Source organism: Geobacter hydrogenophilus (assembly GCF_018501225.1).
Classification (GTDB): Bacteria; Desulfobacterota; Desulfuromonadia; order Geobacterales; family Geobacteraceae; genus Geobacter; species Geobacter hydrogenophilus.
The window spans coordinates 499,166-516,025 of sequence record NZ_JAHCZI010000001.1 but is presented as its reverse complement, the minus strand read 5'-3'; the positions used below and the strand labels follow the sequence as shown (position 1 = coordinate 516,025).

Genomic DNA, 16,860 nt, shown 5'->3' with positions numbered 1-16,860 from the left:
CCGATGCCCTCCATGGAAACCGCCGACAAGGTAACGATTCACTATGGGGACGAAGGTTCGGGCTTTCCCCTTGTCTTCGTCCATGGCTGGGCCATGTCCGGGAAGGTCTGGGCCTTCCAGAAGCCCCTGGCGGACCGCTTTCGCCTCATTACGTTGGACCTTCGGGGGCACGGGAAATCGTCCGCCGCTCCCGGCTACGCCTTTGGAGACTTTGCCGCGGACCTGGTGGCCCTCTTCGACCGGTTGGGCATTGAGCGCGCCGGGCTTGTGGGGTGGTCCCTGGGGGCACAGGTTGCCCTGGAGGCCGTTCCGCTCCTGGGCAACCGCGTTGCTGCCCTGGTGCTCGTGGCCGGCACTCCCAAGTTCACTGCCGCCGATGGCTGGCCCCACGGCCTGCCGGCACATGAGGCGCGGGGGCTCGGCCTGCGGCTGAAGCGGGCCTATGACGCCACCCTTGGGGACTTTTTCCGGCAGATGTTCGCGGAGGGGGAGTTGTCCCACGACCAGTATCAGCGCATCGTCCGGGAGATCGTGATTCCCCGGCCCCTCCCCGATCCCGAGGCGGTGCAGGCATGCCTCGCCACCCTCGCCGGCGGCGACCACCGCAATCTCCTGCCCGCTATCGCCGCGCCGACCCTCGTCATCCATGGCGACCGGGACGCCATCTGTCCCCCCGGTGCTGGCCGGTACCTGGCCGAGGGGATTCCCGGCGCCCGCTTCCTCTCCCTGGAGGGGACAGGGCATGCCCCGTTCCTCTCGCGCTCAGAGCTGTTCAACCGGGAGCTGAGCCGCTTTCTTGCGGAGGTGAGCGACCGTGATTGACCGCCGCAGGGTGAGACATTCCTTCCACCGGCAGGCCCTGGAGTACGACGCCCATGCCGCCGTCCAGAAACGGGTCGTGGAACGTTTTCTCCAGATCTTGGACGACGGGGAGGGCTCTCCCGCCCGGATCCTCGACGTGGGGGCGGGCACCGGACTCCTAGCCCGTCAGCTTGCCGACCGTCACCCCGCGGCGCTTCTCTCCTGCGTCGACCTGGCCCCCGGCATGGCCGCAACGGCGCGACAACGCCTCGACTCCCGGGCAGTGGTGGCCGTGGCCGATGCGGAACACCTCCCCTTTGCCGACGCCTCCTTCGACTGCGTCGTCTCCACCTCCACCTTCCAGTGGCTCACCACCCTCGATGCCGCCTTTGCCGAGGCGTGGCGGGTGCTGGCCCCCGGAGGGCTCTTCGCCTTCGCCCTCTTCGGCCACGGCACCTTCCACGAACTGAAGAGTTCCTACCGGTCTGCCCTGGCTGCCGTGGGGCGCGAGGACGAGGACCGGACCCAGCGCTTTTTCACCGAAGCCGAGGCCAGAGCGGCCCTGGCGCGGACCGGCTTCGGGGTGAGGCGCCTCTGCGTCGAGGATGAGGTGGAGTGGCACCCGGACGTGCCGGCCTTCCTCCGCTCCGTGAAGCGGGTCGGCGCCGGCAACGCCTCGCCGCTCCGGGGCCGGGGCCTCGCGGAGCGGCGGGTCATGGTGGAGATGATGCGGGTCTACGGGGAGCGGTACGGCGGGGCGCGGGGGATTCCGGCCACCTATACGGTGGTGTACGGGGTGGGGATCAAGCCGAAAAAAGGCAGCTAAACACAAGACACAGAGGCACAAAGAGTCCTTGAAACGTACCTCACAGAGCAGCTTGCCAACAAGCCATGCTCCTTGCTCTACCGTAGTCGTAGGTCGTCGACGTTCTCTCGTGTGTCCCAGTGTCTTTTTTTTTTCGGATGCCTACTTGATCGTCTTCTCCCCCGGTTTCCACCCCAGGGGGCAGAGCTCGCCGGTCTGGAGCGCCTCTAGCACCCGCAGGGTCTCATCCACGCTCCGTCCCACCGAGAGGTTGTTCACCACCTGGTACTGGAGGACACCGTTGGGGTCGATGATGAAGAGGCCGCGCAGGGCCACCCCTTCCTTTTCGTCGAGGATGCCGTAGCGGGCCGTTGCCTCTTTCTTGTTGTCTGCCAGGAGAGGGTATTTCAGGTCACCCAGGTCACCCCGCTTGATCCAGGCCAGGTGGGAGTACTTGCTGTCCACGGAGGCGCCGAGGAGTTGGGCATTGAGTTCCGTGAACCGGTCCATGGCCTTGTTGAAGCCGGTGATCTCCGTGGGACAGACAAAGGTGAAGTCGGCCGGGTAGAAGAAGAGGACCACCCACTTCCCCCGGTAGTCGCCCAGGCTCACCTTCTTGAAGTCCTTGTCCACCACCGCATCGAGGGTAAATGGTGGAGCCTGCTCCCCCACCTTGGCCACCTCGGGAGCGGTGCGGACCATCCCCTTGTGGTGCTGGACCATGAGTTCCGTGGCCTTGGTCATGTCGTCGGCTTTTTCGGGGGCGGCGCAGGCAGTGCCCGCAAAGAGCGAGGTGGCGAGGATTGCTGTCACTAGTACCGTTATGCGGTTCATGGGAACCTCCTGGTGAGATTGAATGACGACGGAAACGTCACAAGCATATCCCCATCAAAGGAAGTTGCAAGTGGGCAGGGTGATTCAGAAAACGGTTCTCCTGCCACGGCTTTTGTGGTACAAGAGAGCGATTTTTCATCGAGAAAGGAGCACGCCATGGGCGAAGAAACCAATCCCCGCGTCGTCATCGAGACATCCCAAGGGAACATCACCGTCGAACTGTTCAAGGACAAGGCCCCCATCACCGTCCGCAACTTCCTCTCCTATGTGAACGAGGGGTTCTATGACGGCCTCGTCTTCCACCGGGTCATCAAGAATTTCATGATCCAGGGGGGTGGCCTCGACGAGAATATGCAGCAGAAAAAATTCAAGTTCGCCATCAAGAACGAGGCAACCAACGGTCTCAAGAATAGTCGGGGGACCTTGGCCATGGCCCGGACCGCCGTGGTGGACAGCGCCACTTCGCAGTTCTTCATCAACCTTGTGGATAACGCCTTCCTCGATCACAAGGGGAAAACCCCGGACATGTTCGGCTATGCCGTGTTCGGCCAGGTCGTGGAGGGGATGGATGTGGTGGATGCCATCGCCCAGGTGAAGACCGGCAACAAGGCCGGCCACTCCGACGTGCCGGTGGAGCCGGTATTTATTACCAAGGCTTCCGTGGTGGGGTAGGCTGGATTCTTCCCCTCACCCCGCCCCTCTTCCCTGGAGAGAGGGTGGCCGAAGGCCGGGTGAGGGGAACTAGAACAGGTTGAGGGCAGATAAAAAGGCCGTCCGAGTCATCGGGCGGCCTTTGTCATGGCAGATTAGTGACGGTCTTGAGCCGCGTGCCCTGTTCCTCCTCGGCCGGCGGTGGGCCGGAGATAACCACCCGGTTGCGTCCCTCCGATTTGGCGCGGTAGAGGGCCACGTCGGCGGCCTTGACGAGTACTGCCTCGGTGTTGCCGTCCTCGGGGAAGGAGGAAACGCCGATGCTGGCGGTGAGGCGCCCCTGGGGGAGGTTCTCCTCGTGGGAAAACTCCTCCCCTTCGATCTCGCGCCGAATCCGCTCGGCCACGAAGAGCGATTCCTTCTTGGAGGTCCCGGGAAGGATGATGCAGAACTCCTCTCCGCCGTATCGGGTTACCACGTCCATCTGCCGGGCGGTGTCGGAGAGTATCCGTGCCATTTTCTTCAGTGCCCGGTCGCCGGCCAGGTGGCCGCAGAGGTCGTTGTAGATCTTGAAGTTGTCCAGGTCGATGAGCATCACGGTGAGGGAGAGATTTTGCCGGATGCTCCGGGCCAGTTCCTCTTCCATGCGGCGCTTGAGGAAGCGGCGGTTGTAGAGGCCGGTCAGCGGGTCGGTGATTGACAGCTGTTCCAGGAAGTCTGCCCGCTCGATGGACAGGGCCCGCTCGATCATGATGGAGGCATGGTCGGCGAAGGTGATGAGCAGATTCAGGTCGTCCTCGGTGAAAATCCCCTGGTTCTTCTTGTCCGACAGGTTCAGGACGCCGGCGACGCTCTCCCTGAGCTTGATGGGGATGCTGACGAATGACTTTGTCTTGAAACGGGGACGATTGGGGATGCCGATCCGCTTGTCCTTCTCGATGTCGTTCACAAGGAGGGGATGGCCGCTGGCCGCCACCTTGCCGGCGATGCCGCTTCCCACCTGGACCACCATGCTCTGGGCCAACTGCATGTTCATGCCGAGGGCCGCCTCGATTTTGAGGTTCTCGCCGTTTTCGTCGATGAACATGAGGGAGCCGCAGGAGGCATCCGCCAGGTCGGCCGCCATGGCGAGGATCCGCTCGTTGAGCTCTTCCTTGGAGGCGGCCCGGGAGAGGGCGGTGAACATGGTCATGAGCTTGGTTGCCTGGGCATTGTCGGCGGAGTGCTTTTCCTCCTCCTGCAGGCGCAGGAGTTTCGCCGAGGCCCGGTCGGCGACCAGTTGCACGAGGAGCTTGTCCCGGCGGGTGATGGCCGCATCGAAGAGAACCATGATGCCGAGAAAATCACTGTTGGAGGCGAAGCGGATGCACAACCCCTTATTGGCGGCGATTTCAGGGAAGATGGTCCGGCACTCATCGTCGAGGGCGACGACGTTTTCTTTCCTGTTGCGGGGAAAGATCGACAACGCCCGTGCCGCCGGCATGGTCCCCAGGTCGGGCTCCATCCCCCAGAGCCCCTTCATGGAGAATGTGCTGTTTCCTTCGGGGGAGAGCATGGCGATCCGGCCGATATCGAAGAGAATGCCGAGGGTCTCGCTCAACAGACCCAGGACTTCGTCGGCGGTCTTTGCCGCGTCGATGCCGCCGGCAACCCCGGAGATGGAGGCGAGCCGCCGCATGGTATTTTCGAAGACGAGGGTGTGGATGTTCCGGCCGAGCAGTGTCGGGAGCAGTTCGTGAACCTTGCGGGCAGTTTCAGTCACCTCCTCCTCGGTGACGGCGACGAGGTTTTCCAGTTCCTCCAGAAGGGCAATGGCGTCCACGCTGTCTGTCTGGGCGAGGGATTCCATGGGGGCCAGGTCGACATCTTTTTCCCTGACCCCGCCGCCGATGAGGCAGGTGAAGGGGATGTCCCTCCCCCGGAGCGGCACGGCAAAATTGAGGAGTCCCATCTGGCACCGGAAGACCACCGCCCTGTTTTCGCCCATGGCCCTCTGGACTGCATCCTCCACGGCCGTCTGGCAGGCCTTGCCGCAGAGGAGGCTCTGGGCGATGGTCTCGCAGACGGGGAAGAGGGACCGGTAGAGCGGCATTCCCCCTTCTGTCTCGGCGCAGAAGGTAAGCTGATAGGGCGCGAGGAAGGGGTACGACTTGAGTACCTCAAGCAGCTCCACCGGCTGGATTGTAGTCAGTTCAGCATGGTGCACGATAGTTGTCCCGTTTCTTCCAAAGGTCAGGCGGCTCCGCCCACGGTTATTTCCTCGATGAGAAGCGTCGGCTGGGCATCGGACACCGGCACCCCCTGGCCGTCTTTGCCGCAGGTGCCGATGCCGAAGCCCAGGTCGCTTCCCACCTTCACGATCTTTTTCAGCACGTCGGGGCCATTGCCGGTAAGGGTCGCACCCCGGACCGGTTCGGTCACCACCCCGTTTTCGATGAGGTAACCCTCGGAAACCTCGAAGACGAAATCTCCGTTAACCGTGTTCACCTGTCCGCCACCCATCTTGCGGACGAAGAGCCCCTTTCCGACCCCCCGGACGATCTCCTCCGGCGAGCTTTCCCCCGGCGCGATCAGGGTGTTGGTCATCCGGACGATGGGCTTTGCGTGGTATCCCTCCCGCCGGCCGTTGCCGGTGGAGGCGCACCCGTCCTTCATGGCCGAGAGCCGGTCGTAGAGGTATCCCTTGAGGATGCCGTTTTCCACGAGCACGGTCCGCTGGGCCGGCGTCCCTTCGTCGTCGAAGGAGAAGGAGCCCCGGGCGTTGGGGATCGTGGCGTCGTCAATGACGGTCACCAGGGGCGAGGCCACCTGCTCCCCCACCTTCCCGGTGTAGACCGACATGCCGCTGCCGGCCAGGTCTGCTTCGAGACCGTGTCCGATGGCCTCGTGGACCATGGTTCCCCCTGCCTCGGAGGAGAGGACCACCGGCATCAGCCCCCCGGGGGCCTTGCGGGCGCCGAGCATCATCACGGCCCTCCGGGCGGCCGCCAAGGCAACTTCCTCGGGGCTCCGCTCCCGGAAGATCTCGTGACCCATGAATCGCCCCACGGGCTCGTATCCCGTCTGGATCACCTCTCCGTCCGCCGCCACTACTTGCGTCAGGAAGAGGGTGCCGGTACGGAGGGATTCCGTGAAATCACCAAGCGAGTTAGCGATCTGGGTTTTGACGGCGCCATCGCGGTAGACGGCGGTAACCTGGCGTATTCTTTTGTCGAATCCGCGTGCCGCCGCGTCGCCCCGGTTCACGAGCGCAACTTTGTCCTGAAGAGATACGCCATCTGGCGGAATCTCGATGGGGAAGCCCGGCCCAACGAGCTTCGTCCGCATGTCGATGGCGCGGTCGAACGGCTCCCCCTTAACCGCCCTGCTCACGGTCTCAGCCAGCGCCAGGAGGGCCGTTTCGGTCACCTCGTTGGTGTAGGCGTAGGCGGTGCGCAGGTCCGAGATGACCCTGATCCCCACCCCCCGATCGGTGCCGGCGAGGACTTTTTCGATTTTTCCGTCTTCGCAGATGATGGAGGTGCTTGAGCCCTCCTCGTAGTATATATCCGCGAATTCACCGCCTCCCGCGAGGGCGCGGCGCAGGATGACACTCAGGTTCATTCCGTCAAGCATGGCTGAAAAACTCCGTGGCTGACACCTCTTTAATAGCAATTTCAGTGCCGAGCGATTTGAGGAGGGCGTCCAATGTTTCCGTGAAATAACTGTAATACGTGATGACGACAGTGCTGGTTTTCCGGTCAGCCGTACTGAGGGTGGCAAGGCCTTCGTAGGCTTCCACGATGAACTTCAGGTAGGCGAGGTCATGGCGCGGGACCTGAAAATAGCGGGTGATTTCAGTGGGCTGGTACACGGTGCTCCCGATAATGATAATTTGTACTTTTTAACACGCAAGTGCCTAAAAAACAACATAAAAAAGTGTGCTTTACAAGTGCTGTGTTCCTCGGTGGTTAGGGGGAAGACGAGTTAAATTCGTTGCCTCCGGGACTCCTGCCGCGTAAAATGCCATGGTTCGTATTTCAGCGGCCAGTCTTTCCTTTTTCCCCATTCAGTGCATAAGAGGAGTACCGCACATGACGAATCCTTACCGTCTGGCCACGGGAGCGGCGCTCCTGGCATTTCTTGTTATTGTATCGCCAGCGGCTGCCGAAGTGAAACCCGGATCAAAAGTTTCTTCGCCAGTCCCCACGGCGGGCTCGGTTTTCCGCGACCGGCTGAAGAATGGCTCCTCCGGTCCGGAGATGGTGGTCATCCCCGCCGGCCGGTTCCGGATGGGGGCCATCTTCGGCGGGGGAGACCCCGACGAGAAGCCGGTCCACTGGGTATCAATCGCCCGCCCCTTCGCCATGGGGAAGTACGAGGTGACCTTCGAGGAGTACGACCGGTTCTGCGATGCCACCGGCCGGGAAAAGCCCAAGGACGGCAGGCGCTGGTTCGGTCCCCTCTCCCGGGAATGGGGCCGGGGGCGGATGCCGGTCATGAACGTCAGCTGGGAGGATGCCGCGGCCTACGCCAAGTGGCTGTCGGAGCAGACGGGGCAGAAGTACCGGCTCCCCAGCGAGGCTGAGTGGGAGTTCGCAGCCCGGGGGGGGAAGGATACCCCCTTCTGGTGGGGGGGAACCGCCGGCGAAAAACGGGCGAACTGCAAGGGGTGCGGCAGCAAATGGGACAACAAGAAGGGGGCGCCGGCGGGCTCCTTCGCCGCGAATCCCTATGGTCTCTTCGATACGGCAGGCAACGTCTGGGAGTGGTGTCTCGACACCTGGCATGACAGCTACACCGGAGCCCCCGCCGACGGCTCCCCCTGGCTCGGCGGCGACGACACCCGCCGAGTCCAGCGGGGGGGATCCTTCGGGAGCAAGCCCCGCTATATCCGCTCCTCGGCCCGGGGGCGCGGCGCCCCGGACGGGCAGTACGTCTATCTGGGGTTCCGGGTGCTGAGGGAACTGTGATCGCCCAAAATCCCCTCGACACCCTCCGGACCGTCTTCGGCTACCGCGCCTTCCGCCCCTTCCAGGAGGAGATCGTCACCCACCTCATCGGCGGCGGCGATGCCTTTGTCCTCATGCCGACGGGCGGGGGGAAGTCCCTCTGCTACCAGATTCCGGCCATCCACCGTCCCGGCGTCGGCATCGTGGTCTCTCCCCTCATCTCCCTCATGAAGGACCAGGTGGATACGCTGCGGGAGAACGGGGTGGCGGCTGCCGCCTACAACTCCGCCATGGGCGAGCGGGAGGCCCGGCAGGTCCTGGCCCGGCTCCACGCGGGCGAACTGGACCTCCTCTATGTGGCGCCGGAGCGGCTCATGACCGACGCCTTCCTGGAGCGGCTCCGGGAGATTCCTCTGGCCCTCTTCGCCATCGACGAGGCCCACTGCGTCTCCCAGTGGGGGCACGACTTCCGCCCCGAGTACGTGGGGCTGGGGCGGCTGCGGGGGCTCTTCCCCGGCGTGCCGGTCATCGCCCTCACCGCCACCGCCGACGTCCAGACCCGCAGCGACATCATCGAGCGGTTGGGGCTTCGGGACGCCCAGGTCTACGTCACCGGCTTCGACCGGCCGAACATCCGGTATACCGTCGTCGATAAGCAGAAGCCCTTTCATCAGCTCACGGCGTTTCTGGGGAACCGCCCCCAGGATGCCGGCATTGTCTACGCCCTCTCCCGCAAGCGGGTGGAGGAGGTGGCCGGCAAGTTGCGGGACGCCGGCATTGATGCGGCCGCCTACCATGCGGGGCTGGCCGACGGCGAGCGGAGCCGGGTCCAGGAGGCGTTCCTGCGGGATGACGTGCGCGTCGTGGTGGCCACCGTCGCCTTCGGCATGGGGATCGACAAGCCCAACGTCCGGTTCGTGGTCCACTACGACCTCCCCAAGAACATCGAGAGCTACTACCAGGAGACCGGCCGGGCCGGGCGGGACGGGTTACCGGCCGAGGCCCTCCTTCTCTTCGGCTACGGCGACATCGCCGTCTCCCGTTCCCTCATCGAGTCCGGCAACAATCCGGAGCAGGTGCGTATCGAGCTCCACAAGCTGAACGCCATGGTGGGGTTCGCCGAGGCCGGCACCTGCCGCCGGGAGGCGCTCCTGGGCTATTTCGGCGAGCGGCTTGCCGAGCCCTGCGGCAACTGCGACCTCTGTCTCGATCCCCCCGAGAGCTTCGACGCCACCGAGGACGCCCGCAAGGCTCTCTCCTGCGTCTACCGGGTGGGGCAGCGCTTTGGCATGGGGCACGTGATCGACGTGCTGCGGGGATCGAAAAACGAGCGCATCCAGCAGTTGGGCCACGACCGCCTCTCCACCTACGGCATCGGCGCCGATCGCTCCGCCGAGGCGTGGGGAAGCATCATCCGCCAGCTGATCCACCGGGGGTACCTGGAGCAGGACCTGGCCAACTACTCGGTGCTGAAGCTGACCCCGGCGGCCCGCCCCCTGTTGCGGGGGGAGGAGAGCCTTACCCTGGCGAAGCCCCGGGTGAAGGTGGCCCCGGCCAAAAAGGAGCCGAAGCGCAAGGGTGCAGTGGCATCGCTGGCCGAGGGGGACGAGGGGCTCTTTCAGCAGCTGCGGGCTCTCCGCAAGGGGCTGGCCGACGAGCAGCAGGTCCCCCCCTACGTCATCTTCAGCGACGCGACCCTGGTCGAGATGGCGACCCTGCGACCGGCAACCATGGACGACCTCCTGCGGGTGAACGGGGTAGGGGAGCAGAAGCTGGGGCGCTACGGCACGGCGTTTCTTGAGGTGATCCGGAACAATTCGTGAGTATTTGTTCGGCTCGATTAAGGCAATAAGTTATTCTTACACGGTTTTTTCATTTCCACTAATTCAATGCCCGGAGGTTCCCATGTCCGTTACCCTCGACGAGGTAAAACAGGTCTACGCGGAGGCCGACTGCCTCTGCACCGCCGCCCAGGTTGAGGAGACAATCGACCGGATGGCGCGGGAGATCACCGCACGGCTGGCTGATACCAACCCCGTCGTCTTCTGCGTCATGAACGGGGGGCTCATTGTCACCGGCAAGCTCCTGCCAAAGCTGGAATTCCCCCTGGAGGCGGAGTACCTCCACGCCACCCGCTACGGCCACAGACTCTACGGCACCGTCCTCGACTGGAAGGTGCGGCCAACCAAGGAGCTGAAGGACCGCACCGTCCTCATCATTGACGACATCCTGGACGAGGGGGAAACCCTGGGCGCCATTGCCGACTGGTGCCGGGACATGGAGGCGAAGGAGGTGCTGACGGCCGTCCTGATCGACAAGGAGCATGACCGCAAGGCCCGTCCCGACCTGGTCCCCGAATTCGTGGGGCTCAGGACGCCGGATCGCTACCTCTTCGGCTTCGGCATGGACTACAAGGGGTACTGGCGGAACGCACCGGGAATTTTTGCCCTCAAAGGGTACTGAAACGTGGCTCAAACCCCTCACCCCCAGCCCCTCTCCCCCGGGGAGAGGGTGGCCGTTAGGCCGGGTGAGGGGAATAGTTCGGGGTTCCTTTTATATATGAAAACCGTCGCTTCGTTCTTCCGTTTCGACCACTACCGTACCAGCTTCCGAAAGGAGACCGTGGCCGGGATCACCACGTTCCTGACCATGGCCTACATCATCATCGTGAACCCGGCCATCCTGGAGGCGGGGGGGATTCCCCGGGGGCCCCAGACCACGGCCACCATCTTGGCCGCGGTCTTCGGCTGCGTGGTCATGGCGCTGTGGGCCAACCGTCCCTTCGCCATCGCCCCCTACATGAGCGAGAACGCCTTTGTCGCCTTCACGGTGGTGAAGACCCTCGGTTATACCTGGCAGACGGCCATGGGCGCGGTCTTCGTGGCCGGCATCGTCTTTTCCATTCTTACGGTATTCAGGGTCCGGAGCTGGCTGGCGGAGGCGATCCCCCTCTCCCTCAAGTGCGCCTTTGCCGTGGGGATAGGCCTCTTTCTAACCTTCATCGGCCTCAACGAGACCGGCCTCGTCACCCTAGGGGTTGCCGGGGCGCCGGTGAAGATGGGGAACATTGCCGCGCCGTCGGTGCTCCTGGCGGTCTTCGGCTACCTTCTTACCGTCTTCCTCATGACGCGGCGGGTCCGCGGGGCCATCGTCATCGGCATCGTGGCCACCACAACCCTCTCCATCGCCTTTGGCGTAACCCCCATGCCGAAGGAGTTCGTGAGCCTCCCCCCCGACATATCGCCGATCCTCTTCCAGCTGGATATCGGGAGCGTCTTCGATCTCCGTTTCTTCCCGGTGGTCCTCACCATTTTCATCATGGCGTTCCTGGACACGGTGGGGACCCTCATTGGCCTCTCCATGCGGGCCGACCTCCTGGACGAGAACGGGAATCTCCCCGAGATCGAGAAGCCGATGCTGGCCGACGCCCTGGCCACCACCGTGGCGCCTCTTCTGGGGACCACCACCACCGGCGCCTACATCGAGTCGGCCGCCGGCATCGAGGAGGGGGGGCGCACCGGCTTCACGGCCCTCGTCGTTGCGGGGCTCTTCCTCCTGGCCCTCTTCTTCGCCCCGCTGTTCACCATCGTCCCTTCCCACGCCTACGGCATCGCCCTCATCGTCATCGGCTCCTTCATGATCGAGCCCGTCAAGCGGATCGCATTCGACGACTTCACCGAGCTGGTTCCCGCCTTCCTCACCATCGTCCTCATGATCTTCACCTACAACATCGGCGTCGGCATGAGCACGGGGCTCCTCACCTATCCGCTCCTCAAGGCCGCAGCCGGCCGGGGGCGCGAGGTGCCGGCCGGCATGTGGGTGCTGGCGCTCCTGGCAGTGTCGCTCTTCGTGTTCTTTCCGAAGATGTGATCATTCAACGAAAAAGGCCCGCCAAGTGCGGGCCTCTTAGTTTTGGAGAGTCATGGTGCCGCCGTGTGTGACGGTATCAGAGAGAGCTTTCGGGCCTTCCCCTTTCTTTCAACAACGGCTGCAAAGCGTTCGAACATCTCCGGGCTGAAGGAGCTTCCCACCTCGTCTTCCATGATCCGGAGGGCTTCCTTGCCGGGGAGGGCGGTGTGCTTGGGGCGGTTGGTGGTCATGGCGCAGTAGGTGTCACAGAGGGCCGCCAGCTGGGCGCTGCGGGGGATGTCGTCCCCCTTGAGGCCGGCGGGGTAGCCGCTGCCGTCGTATTTTTCGTGGTGGTGCCGCACGATGGTCAGCGAAACCTCCCCCAGGGTGCCTGCGGCGCTCAGGTGCTCGTAACCCTTTTGGGCGTGCTGCTTCACCTTGTGGTACTCGATTGCCGTCAGGGCCTCGGGGGTGTCGAGGAGATTCCCGGAGAGAAAGACCAGCCCCACGTCGTGGAGGAGGGAGCCGACCCCCACATCGGTCATTTCATCCTGGTTCAGGTTGAAGAGCCGGTCGTGGACCAGCATCATCAGGGCGGCCACCTGTACGCTGTGGGTGAAAATGTAATAGTTTTGGGATGTTATGGCTTGGAGCGCCTTCAGGGCGTCCTCATGCCCCGCCACGTATTTCATGAGGTGGCGGATCAGGTTCCGGCAGCGGATGATATCCGCGGTCTTTCCCGGTTCATCGAAGACGTCGGTAACATAGTTGGCGGCGGTCTGGTAAAGGATGGTCCCCTTGGCGCCGCTGTCGATGTCGTCCCGCGCCAGGAGGGTGTCCAGGTTCTGTTCAAGGTATTCGGTCACCACGTCCATGTCGCCGCTTCTCACGTAGAGGAATTGGGTGTTGGTCCGTGCGAGCCGGTGCTGGTCGGCCTCTGTGAACTTCCGGTCGTGGTTCTTGTACAGGATATAGTTGCCGCTGTTCCTGACGAAGAGGGCGATGTCGGGGAAGTAGGTGGGGGATATGCATGCCAGGGAAAGAGGTCGGTAGAAACGGCTTTTCATGGAAAAAGAGTCCCTGATAGATTTTTGTAGTTATTGAAACGCACAATGCCTTGATTTGTCAAGGAATTCGTTGATAATTCCGGCCATTGCACAACAGGCTGAATTCGTTGGGGGATGGCGACCTCGGCGGGCTATTGCCGGATACTTCCGACCCTGGTCCCGGCGATTGACAAGACGGGGGCTGGGCACTACAGTAGAGGTCATTACGCCGGTTTCGGCCGCAGCTGTCATCAGGTGCCGCCGACGGATGGAGATCCGATGCTGTTGACAAGAACGAAAATCACGCTGGGACTCGTGGCCACGATCGTATGCCTTGCATTCGGCGGCGCCACCCTCTGGCGGCTTACTGCGACTTCTCCCGACCGTGAGACGGGAGCCTCCCTGAAGCTCCTGGCCGAAGTGCTCCGCCAGGTGGAAGAGAACTACGTGGAGAAGGTGGACCGGAAGAAGCTCCTGGAAGGGGCCGTCAACGGCATGCTCGCCGCCCTCGATCCCCACAGTGCCTATCTTCCTCCCGAGCCGTTCTCGGAGATGAAGGTGGAGATATCGGGCTCATTCGGCGGCCTGGGCATCGAGATTGCCCAGAAGGAGGGAAGGCTCACGGTTGTTTCGCCCATTGAAGACACCCCCGCCTGGCGGGCCGGCGTCAAGGCCGGAGATCATATCTGGAAGATCGACGGCACCCCCACCCGCGACCTCACCATCGTTCAGGCGGTGAAAAGGATGCGGGGGGAGCGGGGGACGAAGGTGACCCTCACGATCCTGCGCAATGGCGAAACGGAGCCCCGGGTATTTCCCCTCGTGCGGGACATCATCCAGACCAAGAGCCTCAAGGCCAGGAGCCTGGAGCCCGGGTACGGCTATGTGCGGATCAGCCATTTCCAGGAGCGGACCGGAGAGGATTTCGCCAATGCCCTGCGGAACCTGCGGGCCGAGAACGGCGGTACTCTCAAGGGGCTCGTGCTCGACCTGCGCAACAATCCCGGAGGGCTTCTGGAGGTGGCGGTGGCGGTGGCCGGCCGCTTCGTGGGTGAGCGGCTCGACAATGGCCTCATCGTCTACACCGAGGGGCGCGAGGAGTTCGCCAAGCGGCGTTTCAGCGCCACCGTCGGCGAGAAGGAACCTCAGTATCCCCTGGTGGTGCTCATCAACAGCGGCAGCGCCAGTGCCTCGGAGATTGTGGCCGGGGCGCTGCAGGACTATGGCCGGGCCGTCATCATGGGGACCCCCAGCTTCGGCAAGGGGTCGGTCCAGACCGTAATCCCCATGAAGGACGGCGCCGGGCTCAAGCTTACCACGGCCCTCTACTACACCCCCAAGGGGCGCTCCATCCAGGCCAGGGGAATCATCCCCGACGTCATCGTGGAGAATGCCGAACTGAAGAGTGTGACCAAGGACAGGCGGGAGGACTTCCACGAGAAGGATCTGGACAATCACCTGGGGGGAGGGAAGGAAGCGGTTCCCGAAAAGGGTCCGATTGACAAGAACGCGGAGAGTGGGAAAAAGGGCCAATCCGCAAGGCACGCCGTTGGACCGGAGGATGATGCGAAGAAGGATTTTCAGCTCGTCCGTGCCCTGGATCTCCTGAAGAGCTGGGAGGTGCTGCAAAAGGTGGCGGGGGGAACGAAGTAATTACAGCGTGAAGTAAAAGGTTGCTCCCTTTCCGACCTCTCCCTCGCCCCGGATACTTCCCCCATGCCGCTGGATGATGCGTTGAACCGTGGCAAGGCCGATGCCGGTTCCTTCGAACTCCTGCTTGCTGTGCAGTCGCTGAAAGGTTCCGAAAAGGCGGTGGGCCTCGGCCATGTCGAAGCCTGCTCCGTTGTCGCGGACGAAGTAGACCTGTTTCCCCTCCGTATTTGTGACGCCGAACTCAATCACGGCGTTCTCCTTTTTGCCGGTGTACTTCCAGGCATTCCCCAGGAGATTCACCAGCACGAGGTTCAGCAGCCGCGAGTCCCCGTTGCCGACGATTCCATCGGCGATTCTGAACTCGACCCGGCGCTCCCTGTCTTTCGATTTCAGTTCCACGGCAATGATTCGGGCCATGGTGCTGAGATTCACCTCCTGCCGCTGCAGTTCCTGGTGGTTCAGCCGCGAAAATTCCATCAGGTCGCCGATCAGGTCGTTCATCCGCAGGGTCGCCCGATATATTTCCTGGATGTAATCCTGGCAGGTGGGGTCAAGGGTGTCGCCGTGGAGTTCCTGAAGCACCTGGCAGTAGCCGCTGATGTTTGTCAGAGGGGAGCGGAGGTCGTGGGAAACCGTGTAGTTGAATGCCTCCAGCTCACGATTTGCGATTTCGAGTTGCTGGTTGAGTCGGCTCAGTTCGTCCTGCGCCCTGATCAGTTCGTCATTCTTCTGGATGGCGGTTTCGTAGGTGCAGAGGAGGAGGTCGAGGATCTGCCGTCGGTCCGCGGTGATGCAGTAGCGTTCTCCTCCAAAGAGGATTTCCAGCCCTGCTCGCGCTTCAACGTGGCATATCTTCCGGGGTTCCAGCAGGTAGCTGACACGGGAGAGAAGGTGCTTCTCGTTGCAGGGCTTGGTGATGAAATTGTCGGCGCCGCATTCGAGCCCCCTGATGACATCATGGGGGTCGGAAAGGGAGGTCAGGAGGATGACGGGTATGTTCCCGGAATCTTCCCGCTCCTTGATCCTGCGGCACAGCTCGTAGCCGTCGATTTCCGGCATGATGACGTCGCTGATGATAAGAGAAGGTGTCTGCCCGGAAAGGAGCGACAGGGCCTCCCTGCCGTTGCAGGCCGAAATGACGTGGTAGCCGTTCGATTCCAGGATGTGGCGCAGTTGCGCTGACTGGGTGGGGCTGTCTTCGATGATGAGGATGGTGCCGTTGCTTTGTTCTGTGGTTGCTCCCATGTCACTTCTCCATAGCCAGGCTGGTAAGGGCGGTCACGATCCGGTCGGGAGGGAGCGTGTGGGTCGCTGCCTCCAGTCTCAGGGCCTCGCCCGGCATTCCGTGAATGACTGAGCTTTCCCGGTCCTGCACGATGGTGACGGCTCCGACCTCCCGCATACGCTTCAGTTCCTTGGCGCCGTCGCTTCCCATGCCGGTGAGGAGCACGCCGACCGACTGGGCGCCAAAGGCCTGCGTCACGGAGCGGAAGAGGGCGGAGACCGATGGCCGGAGACCGTTTTCCGGGGGGGTGTTCTGCAGCTCGATTGCGGTGCCGTCTTCGGTCACGAGCATGTGGCAGCAGTCCGGCGCCACATAGGCGTGGCCGGGGATGAGCCGGTCGCCGTTGCCGGCAATGTGCACCGGCAGGGCCGAGGTGAGGTTGAGCCACTCGACAAATCCCTTGATGAAGCCCGTGGCCATGTGCTGGACGATGAGGACCGGCAGCGGGAAATCCCTTCGCAGACCGGCAAGAATGGTCTGGAGAACCATGGGCCCGCCGGTCGAGGCGCCGATGGCCACCGCCTTGAGCCGCGCCGGAACCGTCACCTGGCATGGTGACAGGGGAAGGGTGGCTGGTTTATCGCGCCGGGGCCACCGCTTTATCACCTTGACTTCAGCCATCAGCTTCACGGTCTGGACGAAGGACCTGCCTTCACGTTCGTGGTTCGGATGGCCGGGGCCCTGGGGGCGCGGCAAGGCGGTGACGGCTCCCGCCTCTATGGCGCGGAAGGTCGAGGCGACTTCCTCGGCGTCAAGGTTTCCGCTCACCACGACGATGGGGACCGGGTGGGTTTCCATGATCTGGCGGGTGGCGAGCAGGCCGTTCATCCGCGGCATGTAGATGTCCATGGTTACTACGTCGGGATTCAGCCGCGCCACCGCTTCGACGGCTTCATCCCCGTCCGCCGCGGTTCCGATCACCTCTATATCCGGGTCGGCGGCGAGAAGTTCCTGAAGGAACAGCCGCACGCTCGCCGAGTCGTCCACAATGAGAACCTTCACCAT

General features: G+C 63.0%; 15 protein-coding genes. 8 read left to right on the top strand and 7 right to left on the bottom strand.

Annotation, left to right across the window (positions count from 1 at the left end; all coding sequences use genetic code 11):
* Positions 1–3: 3 nt before the first annotated feature.
* Together KI811_RS02270 and bioC are read left to right on the top strand one after the other, a co-directional pair.
* Positions 4–822, top strand: coding sequence for an alpha/beta fold hydrolase (locus KI811_RS02270; protein WP_214184864.1), 819 nt, complete (start codon positions 4–6; stop codon positions 820–822).
* The gene (gene bioC / locus KI811_RS02265; RefSeq protein ID WP_214184863.1) at positions 815–1,627 is read left to right on the top strand and encodes a malonyl-ACP O-methyltransferase BioC; all 813 of its coding nucleotides are present in this window, start codon (positions 815–817) and stop codon (positions 1,625–1,627) included. The genes KI811_RS02270 and bioC overlap by 8 nt, the downstream gene beginning before the upstream one ends.
* Before the next feature lie 141 nt (positions 1,628–1,768).
* Here the strand turns inward: bioC and KI811_RS02260 are convergent, their stop codons facing one another.
* Positions 1,769–2,440, bottom strand: a complete 672-nt coding sequence (locus tag KI811_RS02260; RefSeq protein ID WP_246551226.1) for a peroxiredoxin — start codon at positions 2,438–2,440, stop codon at positions 1,769–1,771.
* A gap of 156 nt (positions 2,441–2,596) precedes the next feature.
* Here KI811_RS02260 and KI811_RS02255 point away from each other — a divergent pair, with 156 nt between their 5' ends.
* Positions 2,597–3,112: a peptidylprolyl isomerase gene (locus KI811_RS02255; RefSeq protein ID WP_214184862.1), complete on the top strand. Its 516-nt coding sequence runs from the start codon at positions 2,597–2,599 to the stop codon at positions 3,110–3,112.
* Positions 3,113–3,236: 124 nt separating this feature from the next.
* Here KI811_RS02255 and KI811_RS02250 read toward each other — a convergent pair whose 3' ends face one another.
* From KI811_RS02250 to KI811_RS02240, 3 genes are read right to left on the bottom strand one after another with little or no spacing between them, the layout of a single operon-like run.
* Positions 3,237–5,297, bottom strand: coding sequence for a diguanylate cyclase (locus KI811_RS02250; RefSeq protein WP_214184861.1), 2,061 nt, complete (start codon positions 5,295–5,297; stop codon positions 3,237–3,239).
* 26 nt (positions 5,298–5,323) lie between these two features.
* Positions 5,324–6,706 (bottom strand): TldD/PmbA family protein, encoded by a 1,383-nt coding sequence (locus KI811_RS02245; RefSeq protein ID WP_214184860.1) that lies wholly within the window; start codon positions 6,704–6,706, stop codon positions 5,324–5,326.
* Positions 6,699–6,944 carry a DUF4911 domain-containing protein gene (locus KI811_RS02240; protein ID WP_214184859.1) on the bottom strand — a complete coding sequence of 82 codons (246 nt, stop codon included), beginning with the start codon at positions 6,942–6,944 and terminating at the stop codon, positions 6,699–6,701. The genes KI811_RS02245 and KI811_RS02240 overlap by 8 nt, the downstream gene beginning before the upstream one ends.
* A gap of 220 nt (positions 6,945–7,164) precedes the next feature.
* Here KI811_RS02240 and KI811_RS02235 point away from each other — a divergent pair, with 220 nt between their 5' ends.
* The 4 genes from KI811_RS02235 (at position 7,165) to KI811_RS02220 (ending at position 11,892) form a co-directional block, all read left to right on the top strand.
* A complete protein-coding gene (locus KI811_RS02235; RefSeq protein WP_214184858.1) occupies positions 7,165–8,043 on the top strand; it encodes a formylglycine-generating enzyme family protein in 879 nt (292 codons plus the stop codon).
* A complete protein-coding gene (gene recQ / locus KI811_RS02230) occupies positions 8,040–9,845 on the top strand; it encodes a DNA helicase RecQ (protein WP_281876210.1) in 1,806 nt (601 codons plus the stop codon). Before KI811_RS02235 ends, recQ begins: the two co-directional genes overlap by 4 nt.
* A gap of 82 nt (positions 9,846–9,927) precedes the next feature.
* A complete protein-coding gene (locus KI811_RS02225; protein ID WP_214184857.1) occupies positions 9,928–10,485 on the top strand; it encodes a hypoxanthine-guanine phosphoribosyltransferase in 558 nt (185 codons plus the stop codon).
* Positions 10,486–10,581: 96 nt separating this feature from the next.
* On the top strand, positions 10,582–11,892 hold the full coding sequence (locus tag KI811_RS02220) for an NCS2 family permease (RefSeq protein ID WP_214184856.1): 1,311 nt from the start codon (positions 10,582–10,584) through the stop codon (positions 11,890–11,892).
* Positions 11,893–11,942: 50 nt separating this feature from the next.
* On the opposite strand, the gene KI811_RS02215 is transcribed toward KI811_RS02220, so the two are convergent.
* Positions 11,943–12,938, bottom strand: coding sequence for an HD-GYP domain-containing protein (locus KI811_RS02215; protein ID WP_214184855.1), 996 nt, complete (start codon positions 12,936–12,938; stop codon positions 11,943–11,945).
* A 258-nt stretch (positions 12,939–13,196) separates the two neighbouring features.
* Here KI811_RS02215 and KI811_RS02210 point away from each other — a divergent pair, with 258 nt between their 5' ends.
* Complete coding sequence (locus tag KI811_RS02210; protein ID WP_214184854.1) at positions 13,197–14,570, top strand: S41 family peptidase; 1,374 nt, start codon at positions 13,197–13,199, stop codon at positions 14,568–14,570.
* Here KI811_RS02210 and KI811_RS02205 read toward each other — a convergent pair whose 3' ends face one another.
* Together KI811_RS02205 and cheB are read right to left on the bottom strand one after the other, a co-directional pair.
* On the bottom strand, positions 14,571–15,815 hold the full coding sequence (locus KI811_RS02205) for a response regulator (protein WP_214184853.1): 1,245 nt from the start codon (positions 15,813–15,815) through the stop codon (positions 14,571–14,573).
* A 1-nt stretch (position 15,816) separates the two neighbouring features.
* On the bottom strand, positions 15,817–16,860 hold the full coding sequence (gene cheB / locus KI811_RS02200; RefSeq protein WP_214184852.1) for a chemotaxis-specific protein-glutamate methyltransferase CheB: 1,044 nt from the start codon (positions 16,858–16,860) through the stop codon (positions 15,817–15,819).

Excerpts from the sequence above, each read along its gene's own strand:
- KI811_RS02270 (WP_214184864.1), top strand. The coding sequence starts at position 4 with ATGCCCTCCATGGAAACCGCCGACAAGGTAACGATTCACTATGGGGAC.
- KI811_RS02260 (WP_246551226.1), bottom strand. The coding sequence starts at position 2,440 with ATGAACCGCATAACGGTACTAGTGACAGCAATCCTCGCCACCTCGCTC.
- KI811_RS02255 (WP_214184862.1), top strand. The coding sequence starts at position 2,597 with ATGGGCGAAGAAACCAATCCCCGCGTCGTCATCGAGACATCCCAAGGG.
- KI811_RS02245 (WP_214184860.1), bottom strand. The coding sequence starts at position 6,706 with ATGCTTGACGGAATGAACCTGAGTGTCATCCTGCGCCGCGCCCTCGCG.
- KI811_RS02235 (WP_214184858.1), top strand. The coding sequence starts at position 7,165 with ATGACGAATCCTTACCGTCTGGCCACGGGAGCGGCGCTCCTGGCATTT.
- KI811_RS02225 (WP_214184857.1), top strand. The coding sequence starts at position 9,928 with ATGTCCGTTACCCTCGACGAGGTAAAACAGGTCTACGCGGAGGCCGAC.
- KI811_RS02220 (WP_214184856.1), top strand. The coding sequence starts at position 10,582 with ATGAAAACCGTCGCTTCGTTCTTCCGTTTCGACCACTACCGTACCAGC.
- KI811_RS02215 (WP_214184855.1), bottom strand. The coding sequence starts at position 12,938 with ATGAAAAGCCGTTTCTACCGACCTCTTTCCCTGGCATGCATATCCCCC.
- KI811_RS02210 (WP_214184854.1), top strand. The coding sequence starts at position 13,197 with ATGCTGTTGACAAGAACGAAAATCACGCTGGGACTCGTGGCCACGATC.
- KI811_RS02205 (WP_214184853.1), bottom strand. The coding sequence starts at position 15,815 with ATGGGAGCAACCACAGAACAAAGCAACGGCACCATCCTCATCATCGAA.
- cheB (WP_214184852.1), bottom strand. The coding sequence starts at position 16,860 with ATGGTGAAGGTTCTCATTGTGGACGACTCGGCGAGCGTGCGGCTGTTC.